The sequence below is a fragment of the Winogradskyella ursingii genome, from assembly GCF_013403975.1.
Taxonomy (GTDB): domain Bacteria; phylum Bacteroidota; class Bacteroidia; order Flavobacteriales; family Flavobacteriaceae; genus Winogradskyella; species Winogradskyella ursingii.
The window spans coordinates 561,497-578,717 of sequence record NZ_JABFDH010000002.1 but is presented as its reverse complement, the minus strand read 5'-3'; the positions used below and the strand labels follow the sequence as shown (position 1 = coordinate 578,717).

Genomic DNA, 17,221 nt, shown 5'->3' with positions numbered 1-17,221 from the left:
ATTTATTTGACGGCTTCAGGTTAATTATCTGTATGACGTAAATAACACATTCAACGATTTGAATGCAAGGCTCAAAGTTTATGAAAACCATCCTTGTGAGCACAGAGTATTTTTATATTTGGATAATATTTCGTGGCTAGAAAATAAGATTGAAAACAAGCCTTTATAATATGTTATTCAGTAAAAATATAAAGCCCTGAGCAAATCGTAACCAAAGAATCTATGCGCTGGACACTAAAGCCAAAACCTGAAATTTCAAAAATTGAAGAATTAAAGAACGCGCTTCAAGTTGATGATATCGTTGCGACACTTTTATTACAGCGAGGTATCGATTCATTTGAAGCCGCGAAAACTTTTTTTAGACCTAGTTTCGACGATTTACATGATCCATTTTTAATGAAAGATATGGATAAGGCTGTTGCTAGAATCGAAAAAGCACTCGAGCACAATGAAAATATTTTGGTGTATGGCGATTATGATGTAGACGGCACAACTTCTGTAGCTTTAATGTCCTCATATTTAAAAACTAGAACAGAACGTGTTGCAACGTACATTCCTGATCGCTACGACGAAGGTTATGGTGTTTCTTATAAAGGAATTGACTTTGCGGACGACAATGATTTTTCGTTGATTATCGCCTTAGATTGTGGTGTAAAAGCTATTGATAAAGTTGCATATGCTAAAGAAAAAGGGGTCGATTTTATTATTTGTGACCACCACAGACCTGGTAATCAAATACCAGATGCTGTGGCGGTTTTAGACCCGAAAAGAGAAGATTGTGACTATCCATTTAAGGAGCTTTGTGGTTGTGGTGTTGGTTTTAAACTTATTACGGCATTGGCTTCTAAAAACGGTCAAACGGTTGAAGATTTGGTGGAATATCTTGATTTGGTGGCCACGGCAATTGGTGCGGATATTGTGCCTATAGTAGGTGAAAATAGAGCACTGGCGTCTATTGGATTACAGGTAATAAATACTTACCCAAGACCCGGAATGAAAGCTATAATTGCTGAGGCTAAAAAAGATGAATTGACCATTACTGATGTAGTTTTTATCATTGCACCACGTATAAATGCAGCCGGAAGGATGAAACATGGCAACCACGCTGTCACATTGTTAACCGAAACAGATTTTAACTTGGCAGCTCAATACGCTGTGGAAATCGATAACTATAACACTGAACGTCGTGAAACAGACAAACGAATTACTGAAGAAGCCTTAAAACAAATCGACGAAAATAAAGAACAGAAAGGTTTTACAACTGTAGTTTACAACGAGGATTGGCACAAAGGAGTTATTGGTATAGTTGCATCTCGACTTATTGAAACTTATTACAGACCAACTTTGGTGTTTACCAAAAGTGGTGATAAGTTGGCAGCATCTGCCCGCTCAGTTTCTGGTTTTGATGTCTATAATGCATTGGAAGCTTGTAGCGAACACATCGACCAATTTGGTGGCCATAAATACGCGGCAGGACTAACTTTGTTACCTGAAAATTATGAAGCTTTTAAAAACAAGTTTGAAAGTGTCGTCAAATCAACTATTGACCCAAAGCTTTTAACACCTGAATTGAAAGTGGATTTAAAAATCGAACTTGGAGAAATCAACGATAAACTGATGCGTATCATTAAACAATTTGCGCCATTTGGTCCGGGAAACATGTCGCCAGTGTTTATGTCACAAAATATTAAAGATACAGGTTGGGGAAAATGTGTTGGTGAAGATGATAAGCATTTACGATTTACAGCTACGCAATCGTTCAATGACAAGATTATATGTATTGGTTTTGGATTAGGGGCCAAAATTGATATAATTAAAAACACAAAACCATTCAGTCTAGCCTATTCTATTGATGAAAACCATTGGAATGGCAATACAAGTTTGCAGTTAAAATTGAAGGATATAAAAGAATAAATGAAAAAAAACGACCCATACCAGGCATTACGCTATAAAGAATTCAACATATTTTTATTGGTGCGTTTTGCATTGGTTTTTGGGTGGTCCATGCAGTTTGTAGTTATAGAATGGCAAGTGTATTCTTTAACCGAAGATCCATTGTCACTTGGGATTATTGGTCTTTGTGAATTTTTGCCTGCATTTTTATTGGCACCATTCGCGGGTCATATTGTAGATAAAAAGGAAAAACGAAATTTATTTACACTTTGCATTGCGTTATTTTCTCTAATAAGTTTTGGCTTGTTTTGGTTAACTTCAGAGTATGTAGAAGCGACTTTAGAGACCAACATCGTTTTGTTCGGTATATATGCATTGGTGTTTTTTGGTGGAGTTTTAAGAGCGTTTTTTGGGCCGACTATTTTCTCACTCATAGCACTTATTGTTCCCAAAAAAGCCTATCCAAATGCAGCAACCTGGAGTAGTAGCACATGGAAAGGAGCTAATGTTTTTGGTGCTTTATGTGGTGGCTTCTTGATTGCTTGGATTGGAGTGCATTTTACACTCGGCATAATATTCTTTTTGGTATTACTGGCTTTGATTTTGGTGTTCAGAATCACCAAAAAGCCTGTTTTAAACAAAGGTTCTAAAGAGTCTGTAAAGGAGAGTTTAAAAGCAGGAATTAGATTTGTGTTTAACGATAAGGTTATTTTAGGAGCGCTTACCTTAGATATGATTGCCGTTTTATTCGGAGGTGCCGTTGCCATTTTTGCCGTATTTGCAAAAGATGTTTTAGATGCAGGACCTAAAGGATTTGGACTTTTAAATGCCGCACTATCCTCAGGTAGTATTATAACAATGCTGGCTACAACTTACATTCCAATAACAAAAAATACAGGAAAGAAATTATTGGTTTCGGTATTTGGATTTGGTGTATGTATGATCATTTTCGGAGCTTCAAAATTATTGTGGTTGAGTGTTTTGGCACTTTTCTTTTCTGGTGTGTTCGATGGGATTTCAATGGTAGTCCGCCAAACCATTCTTCAACTTAAAACGCCAGATGCTATGAGAGGTCGTGTTGGTGCAGTTAACTCTATGTTTGTCGGGTCTTCCAACGAACTTGGCGCACTAGAAAGTGGTATAGCTGCAAAACTTTTTGGAGCGCCCTTAGCAGTCATACTCGGTGGCTCTGTGACACTAATTGTAGTTGCAATAATTGGTGTAAAAAATAAACCGCTAAGTCAGCTCGATTTAAGGGAAGATATCGAAAGACATTCTATGGAAGAGTTTTAAAACGTCTTTAATTTAAAATGCTCCCCATCATAAACCCCATAAGTATAATATTGAATCCAATCTCCAAGATTAACATATTTAGAAGTATCATTCAATTGAATTTCGAGCGGTAAATGTCTGTGTCCAAAGATGAAAAAATCTCGATGTTTTTCTTCTAATTTCTTTTTACAGTAAATAGCCAACCATTCATTTTCTTCGCCTAAAAAAGTTGCGTCGTCGTCACCAGAAATCATTTTGTTTTTAACTGAAAAATATTGTGCTATACGCATACCAATGTCAGGATGTCCCCATCGAAACACCCATTTAAAAAATGGACTTAAAAACACCTTTTTCATCCGTTTGTAGCCTTTGTCACCAGGTCCTAAACCGTCACCATGACCAATAAAGAAGGTTTTGTTTTTTAATTTAGGAGCCTCCACATCTAAAGAAAAAATAAATTCTTTTGGTTTGTGGTGTACAGGGATACCGAGTTCTTCTTCAAAATATCCATTCATCCATAAATCGTGGTTGCCCACAAAGTAATGAATTGGGATACCAGAATCGCTGATTTCGGCGAGCTTGCCTAGAGTTCTTGTAAAACCCTTAGGAATAACAGTCTTATATTCAAACCAAAAGTCGAATAAATCACCCAAAAGAAAAATAGCGGCAGCATCATGTTTAATTTCATCTAGCCACGCGACAAATTTTTTTTCACGCGGTCTTGATGCTTCAGTTGTTGGCGCGCCAAGATGGTTGTCTGAGGCAAAATATATTTTTTTTCCTGCGGGAATTGTTATGTGGCTGGATTTAATCATTATCTGAAGCAAACCACTCTGCAAAACTAGTGGCTGTTTCCTGCAGTTTTAATGAATGCAATTGTATATTTTTTGGCAATCGTTGTTTTATTTTTTGTGCAAAATCAACGACCATCATCTCACTCGTTGGTTGATAATCTACAAGCAATACGTTATGGCCTCTATTTTCCAGCTCTTTTGCCAGCTCTACATGAGGTGTATTCTTATTAAAAACTGTAGCGTGGTCAAACACATCTACAATTTCTTCCTTTATTATTTTTTTAAGATCACTAAAATCTATAACCATTCCAAATTTTACATTGGTATTGTCCTCAATCGGTCGGCCGATTACTGTAACATCTAAGCGGTAACTGTGACCATGAACGTTTTTGCACTTGCCGTCATAACCATAAAGTGCATGTCCTGTTTCAAAAGAAAACTGTTTTGTAATACGAATGTTGCTCACGCTAAATTTTATTTAAGTTACAAAGATATTATAAATGTAGAAGTAATTGGTTTTTACATTACATTTGCCCGCTTTTTTTAGGCGTAGCTAAAATAGTATAAGTAAATTTATATAAACTTGATATGAGTCATCTTTTTGAAGCTATTCCGTTTGTTAAAAACGAATTATATGAAAAAATCATCACAGACATTGGTGCGCAAAAGTTTTGTATCATCGATGATTTTTTTACTTCAGATGAAGTGGTGAAGTTGAGAGAATCTTTAATGATACGTTTTGAAGAGGATGCATTCAGAAAATCTGCAATTGGCAATAAGACGAATGAAGTTATAAAGCAAGCCGTACGTGGTGATCTCATTTTTTGGATTGATGAACAAATTGGTAATGCTGCGGAACAATTATTTTTTAAAAAAATCAATGATTTAAAAGATTATTTAAATCGAACTTGTTTTATGGGTATTGGTCATAAGGAATTTCACTACGCCATTTATCCAAAAGGCACATTTTATAAGCGCCATTTAGACACTTTTCAAAATGATGATCGACGTAAATTATCTTTCGTCTGTTATTTGAACAGCGAAAATTGGCAGGCAGAAAATGGTGGTGAACTCGTTTTGTATTTAGATAAAGAGGATAAGTTTATTTATCCATTTCCAGGTAAAGTGGTGATTTTTGAGAGCCAAATTATTGAGCATGAAGTTAAGCCTGTAAACACTCAACGCCTAAGTATTACAGGTTGGTTAAAAACCCATTAGCGGATTTTAACGTCTTTTGTTTCGGTTATAGAAATAAACGACGACAAGAACAATTCCTAAAATTAAGAACAATCCATTACCACCTAAAAAGCCAAGAATATCCATAGTTTTAACTTAATGTAGATAAATCGACCAAATTTAAGTGTTTTGCGCAAGTGTTTTGAAGGTTTTACGGAATTTTATAATTAGCGGTAAGCCACGTGCAATAATCCATAGTGTAAATGCTATAAAAATGCCGTAAAGTTTTAAGTCGAGATAATCTGTCCAGAAAATCACAGGAATAAAGATGATTAAAGTTGAAAATAAGAGTACATTCCTCAAGTATTTCATTTTTCCTAAACCTTTAAAAACCCCATCAAAAATAAAGGCTAAAGCACATAAAGGCTGCATGGCGAGTACAATCCAAAACACATTATAAAATTCGTTGAGTACTTCATTGTCATTGCTAAAAATGTTACCAATAGGGTAATAGAGAGCAGCGCCGATAATGGCAATAACAATACCTATGGCAATACCGTATTTTATGAGTTTATTGCTTAAATCGATAAGGGTATTATAAGCTTTGGCGCCTAATAATTTGCCCGACAAAATGTTACCTGCACTGGCATAACCGTCTATTAAAAAGGCACCAAGAAACCAAAGGTTAATGGCGATGGTATAAGCTGCAATGTAATTTTCGCCATATTTTGTAGCGAAACTTGTGGCAAAATACAGTGCTAAATTCAGGGCAATAGTTCTCACAAAAAGGTTAAGAATCATTAATGAGAACCGTTTTATTTCTGGGTTAAAAGGTAGTTTGGCCATTAAAGGTACATCCGTTTTTTTCAATAAGTAAAAGGCTGAAAACAGAGCCATTAAGACTTGTGCGATAACACTGGCATACGCGGCACCTTTAATATTCATAGCAGGTATCCAGCCTTCAATTCCGTATACCAAAATAAAATCTAAAATAATGTTTGATGTGGTACCGACAATAGCTATTAACATTGGATAATAGGTGTTTTGCAACCCTCTAAAGGTGCCAAAAATGGCAATAGTGAATAAGGTGAAAGGAAAACCAAATACACGAATTCTGTAATAAATTACACTGTAATCGAGAATTTCTCCAGATGCATTATAAAGTCTAAAAATGGATTCGGCAAACGGAAATGTTGTACCAATGATTACTAGGCTCAATGCGGTAATTAATAAAATAGCTTGGGCAGGCAGATTTTTTATCTTTTCTAACTGATTGGCTCCCAAATACTGTGACACGATAGATGAAATAGCACTGCGCGTCTGTCCCAAAACCCAAATTAACATGGACAAAAAAGTTGCGACAATACCCACAGCAGCTAGAGAAACTGTCGCGTTTTTTTCCATATTGCCAATAATGGCAGCATCAGTCAATGAGAGAATTGGCTCAGAGACCCCAGAAATAAGTGCTGGAATTGCAAGTCTATTAATTTGCTTTAGTGTAATGTTTGTGCTCAAAATACCAATTCGTAACAATGAAATGGGAATTCACTTTGCTTCGGAAAGTAAATATCACCCAACTTTTTGTAGCCACGAAGTTCGTAAAACTTTTGGTTTCTTTTATTCTGTGAAAAAGTATCTAATCTAATTGATGTATAGTTGTTTTCTATTGCAAAATTTTCAGAAAAATCCATAAGTTGCTGTGCATATCCTTTTCCTTGATATTTTGGATGAATTGCTAATCTATGGATATAGATATTATTAACGTTTTTAGTAAGCCATCCTATTGGGATATATTCTTCATCCATAAAGGTTGAAATTACAATGGAGCCACAAACTCTACCGTCTATTTCCAATACATAAAGTTCATTTCTCTGTAAGTCATTTCTAAAAGCGACTTCGCTAGGATAATGCTCGTTCCATTGAAATATTCTTTTGGAAATCATTGTTTTAGCACAAGCTTTTGTCATATCCAAAATTGGCTCAATATCTTTTTCTTCTGCTTTCCGAATCATTTATAATGCGTACTTTTGTGGCGACAAAAAACTAAAATTTTTTAAAGATGAAAACAATACTAGTTCCTGTTGGGTCTTCAAAAAATGCAAAATCCCATTTGCAGTATGCAGTAGATTTTGCTAAAGCTTTTGGTGCAAAAATTTATGTGATCCAAATATATAATGTTTATACCAAAGCAGGTACTATGATCAAAGTAGATCCTATTTTGGAACGTGAATCTAAATCCTTTTTAGAGCAACATGTGGCTTCTATAGACAAAAAAGGAGTTGAGGTAATCACAAAAACATTTAAGGGAAAACTAATAGATACGCTCGAGAAAGTCTGTAATGCTCTCGATGTAGATTTAATTATTTTAGAGCCAAGAACCAATTCAGTAAAGGACCAAGTCTATTTAGGAAAAACCTCTGGAAGAATTATTAAGCGCACACAAATTCCTGCTTTGATTGTCCCAGAAGGCTATACGTTTAAGCCAGTCTCAAAAATTTTGTTTGCTTTAAAGTCGGCAATAATTCATAAAGAAGGCGTTTTGATTCCTTTAAAATCCATAAAAGATAAATTTGACGCAGTGTTAAATCTATTATTGGTAAAAACACCGTTTCATAATAAAGAGGATTTTGAATTGAATGATGAATTAAAAAGTTTAATTACAGATAAAAAAATTACCGAAAGCCCAACAACATTTCAAGCAGTTTTGGAACATCATAAAACTCAAAGTCCAGATATGCTTTGTGTAGTCAGACGCAAGCGTGGCTTTTTCTCAAAACTTTGGGAAGATGATACGGTGTTAAAGAAAGATTTTCACAGTTCTAAGTTTCCTGTTTTGGTATTAAGTGGATTAAAATAGTATTTTTGAGAAACTAATAAAAGGGGATGTAGCTCAGTTGGCTAGAGCGCTTGACTGGCAGTCAAGAGGTCGTCGGTTCGAATCCGATCTTCTCCACAATTTCTTAGAATTTTAAAATAGAAAAACCTATTGAGTTACCTCGATAGGTTTTTTGCTTTCTGATAGATATCTTAAGGTAAATTCTCTAAACTATTTTAGGCTTTTAACCAAACTAATTGCTTAATTTAAAGTCATGAAACTCTTCAACAAAATAAAGCAGATTACCCATTTAATGAAACAGGTAGATTTTGACGAATTGGGTAAAATTTCCGAGAAAATAGACCTTGCTAAAATCGTAAAATCTGTGGGCGAATTAGACGATAATCAGCTCAATGGCTTAATGAAAATGCTCACAGAAAAAGCAAAGAAGGGACAACATAAATTGCCACCGATTGATGGTGATTTTTATGAATATGATTTAAAACTGAGTCAAGAGCATAGAGCCATTCAAATGAAGGTCAGGAATTTTATGGAAACTGAGGTAGAGCCAATAGCCAACGAGTATTGGAATAAAGCAGAATTCCCGATGCATATTATACCCAAACTCGCAAAATTGAATATTTGTGGTGTGGCTTACGAAGGTTACGACTGTCCTGCCTTGCCATTTGTAATGGAAGGTATTATTGCTGAAGAAATTGCGCGTGTTGATGTGTCTATATCTACATTTTTTGGTGTACATAGTGGGCTTGCGATGGGTTCTATTTACCTCTGTGGTAGCGAAGATCAAAAACAAGAATGGTTGCCAAAAATGCAAAGAATGGAAGCGATTGGCGCTTTTGGATTAACCGAACCCAATGTGGGCAGTGCAGTAGCTGGTGGTATGGAAACTACGTGTGTAAAGGTTGGTGATGAATGGGTTTTAAACGGACAAAAAAAGTGGATCGGTAATGCGACATTTGCAGATGTTATAATTATTTGGGCACGTGAGGTTGAAAGTAACCAAGCCAAAGGGTTCTTAGTAAGAAAGGGTAATTCCGGTTTTAAGACTGAGAAAATCGAAAACAAAATGGCTTTAAGAACCGTGCAAAATGCTTTAATAACTTTAACGGATTGTAAAATTCCTGAAAGTGATAGACTTCAAAAAGCTAATTCTTTTAAAGATACTGCAAAAGTACTGCGAATGACAAGAGCAGGCGTGGCGTGGCAAGCATTGGGATGTGCTAGAGGTGCATACGAAAGCGCGTTAAAATATACCAAAAAACGGGAACAATTTGGAAAACCTATTGCTAAATTTCAGCTTATTCAAAACCACTTAGTAGAAATGTTGGCCAATGTAACGGCAATGAAGTCCTTGGTCTATAGACTTTCTGAATTGCAGGATCAAGGTTTGCTAACGGACGAGCATGCATCCTTGGCTAAAGTTTTCTGTTCTATGCGCACAAGGGATGTGGTGAGCAGAGCACGTGAGGTTATGGGTGGTAACGGCATTTTACTCGAGTATGATGTAGCACGTTTTGTGGCAGACGCAGAAGCGATTTATTCGTATGAAGGTACCAAGGAGATCAATTCTCTAATTGTTGGTCGAGCAATTACTGGTTATAGTGCATTTGTATAAAAATTAGTTTTATATTTTATAAATAAATTATTTAAACAACCTCATTTAAGGTTTTTTTGTTAGATTGTACTCAGTTTTAATGCCCCAACATGAAACGTCTACTACTAATAACCTACTTATTAGCATCAACTTTGTATGCTCAAAACAAGGCTTTCGACCCTGAAACGTCTCAAGGAGATTTATATGAATATTCTGAATATGTAAATACGGGTGATTTAGATTTCTCTATTGAAGATATCTTAAAATTATCTAGCTTAGAATATCAGGATTTAAAATCTGAGAATCACGATTTTGGATTTAATTCAGATACACATTGGATTAGGTTTCAACTCGAAAACTCTTCTAATTCTGATAAGAAATACTATCTAGAAACCGCTAGGGCAATAACTGATATAGCTAACTTATATCAAATAGGTAAAACCATAAAGCTCCATAGAAGTGGTGATCAAATTGAGTTCGCTCAACGAGATGTTGAGCATCGACAGACCGTATTTGATTTTACATTGCCGGCAAAAAGTCTCCAAGAATTTTATCTAGAAATAAAAAGTGATGGTGAAACTACAAACTTACCTTTGAATCTCTATACTCCAAGTGGTTTTACAAATAAGAACAATAAACAACAACTTTTCCTTGGATTGTTCTATGGTGTTTTGTTATTGGCAGGCTTAATTTATCTATTCTTTTACAAAAGTTTAAAAAACAAAGCCTTTTTGTTCTATGGACTATATGTGTTTTCTATTGCACTTATGCAAGCATCTTTAGATGGATTTATCTACCAATATTTTTTTACAAATGGTGGTTATGTCAATAGCAGGATGGTGTTAATTGCAGCATTATTCTCTAATTATTACCTGTTGAAATACTGTGAATACTTTTTAAATATCAACGAGAATTTAAGTGCTTTCAAAAAAGTGTATAGCTTAATTTACACGGCCATAGCAATACTTTTTGTTATGATATTTATTAGTCCAGCTACTTTAGAGCTCGTCTATCCCTTAAGTAACCTCAATGGGCTTTTAAGTCTTATTCTCATCTTGAGTTCTATATTTACCATGCGTTACAAAAAGATGAGGGTCGACCCTTATTTTTCTTTTGGTATTTTCTTTTTGGTAGTAGGACTTTTGGGATTTGTAATGAATAACCTTGGACTTCTGCCAAGCAATTTTTACACATTGAACAGTTCGAAATTTGGAACAGGGTTTGAGGTCATTTTCTTATCACTTTCTATGACCAACTTAATTAGAAAGCTAAGAGAAGATAATGATCACTCCCAAGCATTAGCTTTAAAAAAGTCTGAAGAAATCAGTGAAATGAAAACATTTTTTATGTCTAATATAAGTCATGAGTTGCGTACACCTATTAATGCAATTATGGGTATGGTTGAGGATGGACTTTCTGACGTGAATAATAGTATCGAAACTCGAAAAAATTATCAAGTTATTAAGAATGCTTCAATTAGTTTATTAAGTAGCGTTAGTGACGTCTTGGATTTTGAAAGAATTGAAAAGAACGAACTTAAGCTGCACGAGGAAACATTTAATCCCTCGATAGCTTTACACCAAATAAGCGATAATTGGAAATCTGAAGCCAATAAAAAGGGACTTAAATATAGGTTTGAAATGGATTCTGAGATTCCTACTAGCTTGATTGGTGATGCAGATCGATTTGTACAAATTATTAATAATGTTTTGGCTAATGCCGTTAAGTTTACCAATGTAGGCTCTGTGAAGTTAAAACTAAAGTGTCTGGATCAACCTAATGATGTGTCTCGATTCTACCTTCAGATTTCAGATACAGGTGTGGGCATGGATGATGATAATAAACTCACGGTTTTTGATAGTTTTAACCAAATGAGATTAAGCCATAAGCGTCAATTTGGTGGAATAGGATTAGGCCTCACCATTGTAGAGCACCTTGTTAAATTATTTAAAGGAAAAATTACAATTGAAAGTGAGCTAAACAAGGGAACTGATGTTTTTATAGAAATACCCTTAAAACAAGTTGCCAAGATTGATACACAAGATCTTATCGAAGATAATAATTCAACCCTAAAACCTTTACACGTACTTATCGTAGAGGACAATAAACTCAACCAAATGGTGATGAGAAAACTTTTAGGTGGACTCATAAATGTAAGCTTTGCTGTTGTCAACAACGGAAAAGAAGCTATAGACACTCTAAAGAATGAGGTTTATGACTTGGTGTTAATGGATTTACAAATGCCAATTATGGATGGCTACGAAGCCACGACAATTATAAGAAGTGGTGAGTTGGGCGAGGTTGTTGGAAGTATTCCTATCATTGCCGTAACAGCAGATGCCATGGAGGACACCAGACGTCGGGTTCTCGAATTAGGGATGAATGATTATATGACCAAGCCTATTAAAAAAGAATTGCTCGTGGAAAAAATGCAAGGATGTATTAAACACCATAAACTCAGCGTAGCCTAATTAATTTTTCTTTAAAAAGTCGATAATTGAAGTTGTTACTTCTTTTAATTCATTTGACAGCGTCTTTTTATCCCAAGGGTGTTTTGTATTGAATACGTGGTCAGCATTCTCAATGATCTTTTGTTTTGCTTTTGGATACCACTTTTTAAGAGTCTTTGCTTCTTTTACTTCCACGGAAGTATCTTTATTGCCGTGAATGATTAAAATAGGAATGTTAGTTTTTTTTATAGAAGATTCAATATTCAGACGATCTTCATTTGTTTTAAAGTCTTCATAAAATTGAATATAATGTGGCATTTTTTGTTTTGTACGGCCATTAATTACATATTTTACGCCGTTTTGTTTCCATTCTTTCAGATTGCCTACTGTATATGTTCGGGTACCGAAATCACTAACGCTCGCTAGTGTTATTAATTGAGATATTCTTTGATCTTCAGACGCATGTATAATAGCGATTCCACCGCCACGACTGTGACCAATTAGCGCGATATTGTTTACATTTATATTTCTATTGTTTTTGTATTGGTTAATGGTCCAGTCTATTACATCATTTAAATCGTCGAGCTCTTTTGTATAATTATTGTTTCCAAAGGCATTAAGATCGGGAAAATCTATAGGTTGCTCAACCGTGCCGCCATTATGCGAAAAGTTGAATTTAATAAAACAGAAACCTGCTTTTGCAATTGTTTCTGCCATTAAATTCCAAGCGCCCCAATCCTTGAAACCTTTGTAACCGTGACAGAAAATAACGATGGGTTGATTCTGCTTGTCTTTGGAATAAAATGTATCAATAACTATTGGTTTTTTTGAAGGTCTTTCTAAAACGATGTTCTTTTCTATTTCCATTTTTTGATTTCTTTTTCAGTGAAATTAATATTAGTATCAAAAATTTCTAAGATGAGTTGATGAAGCTGATTTTCGAATTCATTTAGGGTTTCTTGTGAAATAAGTTGCTCTTTTGTTCGGGTTCTGGCAGTATCCTTTTTGCCGAATTTAAGAAAACCTTCCCTCAGATTTTTGAATGAAATGATACCGGCTTCAACGGGTAGATTTATCAAGTTTTTTTTATTCATAATATAAGCGTAGCACAATACTTGAAAGGATTTACTATACTTGTCATAATCCGTGGTGAGATCTTCCCAGTTAACAATCTCGACTTTATTTTGTTCAACTTTGCCCGACTTGTAATCGATAATTCTGGTGACACCATTAAAGCTGTCAATTCTATCTACCTTTCCAGTGAGTTTCGTGGGAAAGTCGAGACCTTTGATTTTAAGTTCAATTGTTTCGTTAGCTTCAATGGCCAAAATTTTTATTTTATTTCCCTTCATGACACTTTCTATTTCTGAATTGATGAAATTAGAAACATATCTTTTGGCTATTTCAAAGATGATGAGGTTTTTTCCAGAACTAAAATCGCCCTTATTATAAAGTTTCTTGAAATGCTTTGTTACAGTTTTATTTATGAGCGTTTTGAAAGATTCTAGTATTTCCAAATTCAAAAAATCACCGATACAGGTTTTATAGAAATCTTCCAATGTGTTATGAATCACAGAACCCAAAGTATTTGCCGCAATATTTTCTTCTACATCTTCAAATTCTTTTATGTCCAAAACCTTGTCATAATAGAAATCTATTGGATTCCTGATATAATTGGTTAACGAGGACGGTGAAAAGCCATTTGATGCTACTTGTTTTAATTTGCCAATGACCAAACTGGTTTTTGAAATTTGTCTAACTTGTTTAGCGATCATTGGCACTTCAGGTGCTAGTATTTTATGGTCTATTTCGTGAATATTTTCAACTTCTAACTGAGTAACAAATCTGCTTTTTTCTCCACCCAATAGCACATCAATTTCAGTATTATATATTATGACAACATTTTTTGCACGTTGTAAAAGTCTATAAAAGTGATACGTATAGACTGCATCTTTCTCTTTAAATGTTGGAAGATTATTTTCAATTTTTACATCAAAAGGGATAAATGAATTATTGGTTTTTCCTGAAGGTAATATTCCTTCATTGACTGAAGTGATAATAACGGTTTCAAAATCCAACACACGTGATTCTAGCATTCCCATAATTTGCAATCCCTCCAGAGGATCTCCTTTAAAATCTAACGTCTCTGTGCTTAAAAGTTCTTGATAAATGCGATGTAGAATACTAATTGAGCCAAGTTGCTTATAGTTTAAGTTCAGCTCTTGCAATTGATTAAAAACTGTATTGAACCTATATAGGTACTCGAGCTCTAATCGATTTAATGATTTATGATCCTCATGATAATTTTTCATTTTAAAAATGAGTTGACTGCAATTATCTAAAGCCAAAGTAGTGTTGTTTTCCCAATTTTTGAAAAGTAGTTGTGTAATTTCATTTTTGGATTTGTTTACAGACAACAAATCTTCTAATGCCAGATAAACTAAATTATTTTTTTGAATGTGGTCAACAATTGAAGTTGCTACATTGCCTGAGGTAGTATGATAGAGCGGATAAATCGATGGATGGGAGATTATGCCTATTACGTCTTTATAATAAAATTTATCTGCGTTGTTTTTGTGGATTTGAAATAAATTTTTGAACAATGTGGATAGCGGAATTAATCTTAGGGGCAAGCCCATAGTCACATTTAGTGCTTTCACCTCTTTAGGAATAGAATTTAATAATGGTAATAAGAGGTTTTCTTCTCCCAAAACAACCGCAACACTCGATAATTTTTGGTTAGTTTTTGAGATCTCTTTTAATAGTTGCCCAACATATTTAGCTTGCCCTACAGATTTAGGAATTCCGGTAACTTTTATGTTTTTATAGTCACGATAGTTGTTTTCAATCCAATTGAAAGTGTGTTTATTAAAATATGTCCATTTCTTTTTATGTTGCCTAGTGAACATTCCTGCGTCATGAACATTATCATTGAAAAACACTTCATCTATATCCCAATAAATGTCAGCCAGGTCACTATGAAGTAAAGCTTGGATAATAATGGATTCTGAAGTGTTTAGAGCATTAAAACCGAGGAAAACATGTCTCTTCTGAGGTTTACTATCAATAAAACTTTCTATGTTTTCTACCGCTTCTCTGTAAATTAATCCTTGATAACCTTGTTTTGAATTGAGTAAGTCCTCAGTAAAAGCATAATAATAATCTTTTAATCTATTCCAGAATTTAAGATGATTTTTTATAAGGTCAGTAGGTTGTTTATTTACGGACCAATGGTCTAATTCTTTTATAGCATTTAGGTAGTCGAATATTTTTTCTTGTTCTATAAGATATCTGTCGATTTCATTAAAATCTTGCAATATTATTTGTGCCCATTGAACAAAAGTTTCGAATGGCTCTTGTTCTGAAGGCTTGGTAATTTTAGAATAAGATTTATAGAATCTAAATAGCAATTCTGTATTTGGAACAGATTTAATACCTGATAGCTCTTCAATAAATTCTTCAATACTGGATATCTTTGGTGAAAATATTGGGGCATTAAGTAATGCGGATAGTTCTCGTTTTAAGAAAACACCTGCGCGTTTACTGGGAAGTATAAAATGAGTGTTTTCAAATTTTAGATCTTTCGTAATTAGATCTTTTAATACGGTTTTTATAAAACTATCCATTTTATAAAAATAAAAAACGCTCCGAAATTCGGAGCGTTTTTACTATTTATTTAAGAAGTATATTAGTTAGTTAATTTAACCTCTACACGTCTGTTGTTTTTTCTACCGTTTCTGGTGCTATTATCAGCAATTGGCTGAGATTCACCGAATCCTTGAGCTGTTAACCTTGCTTTATCAATTCCGTTAGCTATTAAGTAATCTCTTACTGAATTTGCTCTTCTTTCAGATAACAACTGGTTGTTAGCTTTAGAACCAACACTATCAGTGTGTCCGTTGATAGAGAATGTTGCTTGAGGATATTCCTTAAATATTGCAATCATCGCCTCTAAAACTTCTTCAGACTCATTTTTAATAGATGCTTTACCAGTATCAAATAAGATAGTTCTAGCATACTCATTTAAAGTCTTCATTACTTCTTCTGTTGGCTTAATTTCTGGGCAACCATTGTTTGCAACAGTACCAGCTTCGTTAGGACATTTATCATCTTTATCTAACACACCGTCACCATCAGTATCTGGCCAAGGGCAACCGTTATTAGCAGCAGGACCAGCTTCGTTAGGACATTTATCATCTCCATCAGCTACACCATCGCCATCAGCATCAGGACATCCCATCATAGATTTTAAACCTGCAACATTAGGACATTTATCGTCTTTATCCATAACACCGTCACCATCACTATCAGGACAACCATTAAATTCAGCTAAACCAGCAGTATTTGGACAATCATCTTTAGAATCTTGGATACCATCATTATCAGAGTCTGGACAACCATTGAAAGCTTCTAAACCAGCTTCTTCAGGACAAGCATCATCTTGATCGTAGATTCCGTCTCCATCCGTATCAACACCACCGAACATAAAAGTAACACCTAATGAATGTTGGAAATGCTTAGGTAGGTAATCTTCAAAAGAATGCTTATATGTGGACTGAGCAGCAATAGCAACTTTTTCTGAAACCCAAAGGTTAAGACCTAAAGTTCCATTTAAAGTACCAGCTCCTATATCATCTAACCAAGAGTAACCACCACCAACACCTAAATATGGGTCAGCCCAGCCACCAGGACCATTGATTAAGTCTCTAAAGCTATAGCTTACAGCTCCATCGACTGCGTAATATGTTAAGTCATCTACACTGTTCGTACCAGCTTCAGTACCGTCCGAATTCAAATTAGTGCCAAACTTATCAATTTTGTTAATAGATCCAGCTACGGTTAATACAAAGCCATCACTTAAGTATCTAGAAACTGCAAGTCTAGAAATTGAAGGTAAAATATTCCAATGGTCTGTAACATTGAAATACTCGTCAAAATAGTCACCTTGAGGCGTGTCCTCTCCCACAGGATAAGGGTCAACCGCATTAACCCCTAAGCTGAAAGCCCATGGATTGTTCTTATCTTGCGCATTTGATGTGCTGAAGCATACTAAAAGTATGGTTACAAAAAATAATCTGCTAAGATTTTTCATATTCTAATTAATTTTAATTTTAAGTGTTAATTGTTGGTAAAAGTAAGTTGTTAAATATTATTAACAAAGACAAATATAAAAAAATATTGTTACAAAGCCCTAAAAATAGGTGTT

General features: G+C 34.6%; 13 protein-coding genes and 1 tRNA gene. 7 read left to right on the top strand and 7 right to left on the bottom strand.

Annotation, left to right across the window (positions count from 1 at the left end; translation table 11 throughout):
* Positions 1-222: 222 nt before the first annotated feature.
* Together recJ and HM983_RS06310 are read left to right on the top strand one after the other, a co-directional pair.
* Positions 223-1,914: a single-stranded-DNA-specific exonuclease RecJ gene (gene recJ / locus HM983_RS06315; protein WP_179344542.1), complete on the top strand. Its 1,692-nt coding sequence runs from the start codon at positions 223-225 to the stop codon at positions 1,912-1,914.
* The gene (locus HM983_RS06310; RefSeq protein WP_179344541.1) at positions 1,915-3,186 is read left to right on the top strand and encodes an MFS transporter; all 1,272 of its coding nucleotides are present in this window, start codon (positions 1,915-1,917) and stop codon (positions 3,184-3,186) included. It abuts the gene before it with no gap.
* On the opposite strand, the gene HM983_RS06305 is transcribed toward HM983_RS06310, so the two are convergent.
* Together HM983_RS06305 and HM983_RS06300 are read right to left on the bottom strand one after the other, a co-directional pair.
* A complete protein-coding gene (locus tag HM983_RS06305) occupies positions 3,183-3,962 on the bottom strand; it encodes a UDP-2,3-diacylglucosamine diphosphatase (RefSeq protein ID WP_179344769.1) in 780 nt (259 codons plus the stop codon). The two genes, HM983_RS06310 and HM983_RS06305, sit on opposite strands and share 4 nt — an antisense overlap.
* A 10-nt stretch (positions 3,963-3,972) precedes the next feature.
* Entirely contained in the window at positions 3,973-4,425 is a 453-nt protein-coding gene (locus tag HM983_RS06300; RefSeq protein WP_179344540.1) for a 6-pyruvoyl trahydropterin synthase family protein, read from the bottom strand.
* Between the two features lie 122 nt (positions 4,426-4,547).
* Between HM983_RS06300 and HM983_RS06295 the strand changes: the two genes are divergently transcribed.
* Positions 4,548-5,177 (top strand): 2OG-Fe(II) oxygenase, encoded by a 630-nt coding sequence (locus tag HM983_RS06295; protein WP_179344539.1) that lies wholly within the window; start codon positions 4,548-4,550, stop codon positions 5,175-5,177.
* A 138-nt stretch (positions 5,178-5,315) separates the two neighbouring features.
* On the opposite strand, the gene HM983_RS06290 is transcribed toward HM983_RS06295, so the two are convergent.
* A complete protein-coding gene (locus tag HM983_RS06290; RefSeq protein ID WP_179344538.1) occupies positions 5,316-6,650 on the bottom strand; it encodes an MATE family efflux transporter in 1,335 nt (444 codons plus the stop codon).
* Positions 6,647-7,147 (bottom strand): GNAT family N-acetyltransferase, encoded by a 501-nt coding sequence (locus HM983_RS06285; RefSeq protein ID WP_179344537.1) that lies wholly within the window; start codon positions 7,145-7,147, stop codon positions 6,647-6,649. The genes HM983_RS06290 and HM983_RS06285 overlap by 4 nt, the downstream gene beginning before the upstream one ends.
* Before the next feature lie 47 nt (positions 7,148-7,194).
* Between HM983_RS06285 and HM983_RS06280 the strand changes: the two genes are divergently transcribed.
* The 4 genes from HM983_RS06280 (at position 7,195) to HM983_RS06265 (ending at position 12,036) form a co-directional block, all read left to right on the top strand.
* Positions 7,195-7,992 carry a universal stress protein gene (locus tag HM983_RS06280; RefSeq protein ID WP_179344536.1) on the top strand — a complete coding sequence of 266 codons (798 nt, stop codon included), beginning with the start codon at positions 7,195-7,197 and terminating at the stop codon, positions 7,990-7,992.
* A 22-nt stretch (positions 7,993-8,014) separates the two neighbouring features.
* A tRNA-Ala gene (locus HM983_RS06275) sits at positions 8,015-8,088 on the top strand.
* Positions 8,089-8,224: 136 nt separating this feature from the next.
* The gene (locus HM983_RS06270) at positions 8,225-9,586 is read left to right on the top strand and encodes an acyl-CoA dehydrogenase family protein (RefSeq protein ID WP_179344535.1); all 1,362 of its coding nucleotides are present in this window, start codon (positions 8,225-8,227) and stop codon (positions 9,584-9,586) included.
* Positions 9,587-9,675: 89 nt separating this feature from the next.
* Positions 9,676-12,036 (top strand): hybrid sensor histidine kinase/response regulator, encoded by a 2,361-nt coding sequence (locus HM983_RS06265; protein ID WP_179344534.1) that lies wholly within the window; start codon positions 9,676-9,678, stop codon positions 12,034-12,036.
* On the opposite strand, the gene HM983_RS06260 is transcribed toward HM983_RS06265, so the two are convergent.
* The 3 genes from HM983_RS06260 to HM983_RS06250 all read right to left on the bottom strand — a co-directional run bounded on the left by HM983_RS06260 (position 12,037) and on the right by HM983_RS06250 (position 17,107).
* A complete protein-coding gene (locus HM983_RS06260) occupies positions 12,037-12,882 on the bottom strand; it encodes an alpha/beta hydrolase family protein (RefSeq protein WP_179344533.1) in 846 nt (281 codons plus the stop codon).
* The gene (locus tag HM983_RS06255) at positions 12,873-15,641 is read right to left on the bottom strand and encodes a PD-(D/E)XK nuclease family protein (protein WP_179344532.1); all 2,769 of its coding nucleotides are present in this window, start codon (positions 15,639-15,641) and stop codon (positions 12,873-12,875) included. Before HM983_RS06255 ends, HM983_RS06260 begins: the two co-directional genes overlap by 10 nt.
* Positions 15,642-15,703: 62 nt before the next feature.
* A complete protein-coding gene (locus tag HM983_RS06250; protein ID WP_179344531.1) occupies positions 15,704-17,107 on the bottom strand; it encodes an OmpA family protein in 1,404 nt (467 codons plus the stop codon).
* Positions 17,108-17,221: the final 114 nt, after the last annotated feature.

Bases quoted from the DNA above. Each gene is read 5' to 3' on its own strand.
- recJ (WP_179344542.1), top strand. From the start codon at position 223: ATGCGCTGGACACTAAAGCCAAAACCTGAAATTTCAAAAATTGAAGAA.
- HM983_RS06250 (WP_179344531.1), bottom strand. From the start codon at position 17,107: ATGAAAAATCTTAGCAGATTATTTTTTGTAACCATACTTTTAGTATGC.
- HM983_RS06260 (WP_179344533.1), bottom strand. From the start codon at position 12,882: ATGGAAATAGAAAAGAACATCGTTTTAGAAAGACCTTCAAAAAAACCA.
- HM983_RS06285 (WP_179344537.1), bottom strand. From the start codon at position 7,147: ATGATTCGGAAAGCAGAAGAAAAAGATATTGAGCCAATTTTGGATATG.
- HM983_RS06310 (WP_179344541.1), top strand. From the start codon at position 1,915: ATGAAAAAAAACGACCCATACCAGGCATTACGCTATAAAGAATTCAAC.
- HM983_RS06295 (WP_179344539.1), top strand. From the start codon at position 4,548: ATGAGTCATCTTTTTGAAGCTATTCCGTTTGTTAAAAACGAATTATAT.
- HM983_RS06255 (WP_179344532.1), bottom strand. From the start codon at position 15,641: ATGGATAGTTTTATAAAAACCGTATTAAAAGATCTAATTACGAAAGAT.
- HM983_RS06265 (WP_179344534.1), top strand. From the start codon at position 9,676: ATGAAACGTCTACTACTAATAACCTACTTATTAGCATCAACTTTGTAT.
- HM983_RS06280 (WP_179344536.1), top strand. From the start codon at position 7,195: ATGAAAACAATACTAGTTCCTGTTGGGTCTTCAAAAAATGCAAAATCC.
- HM983_RS06270 (WP_179344535.1), top strand. From the start codon at position 8,225: ATGAAACTCTTCAACAAAATAAAGCAGATTACCCATTTAATGAAACAG.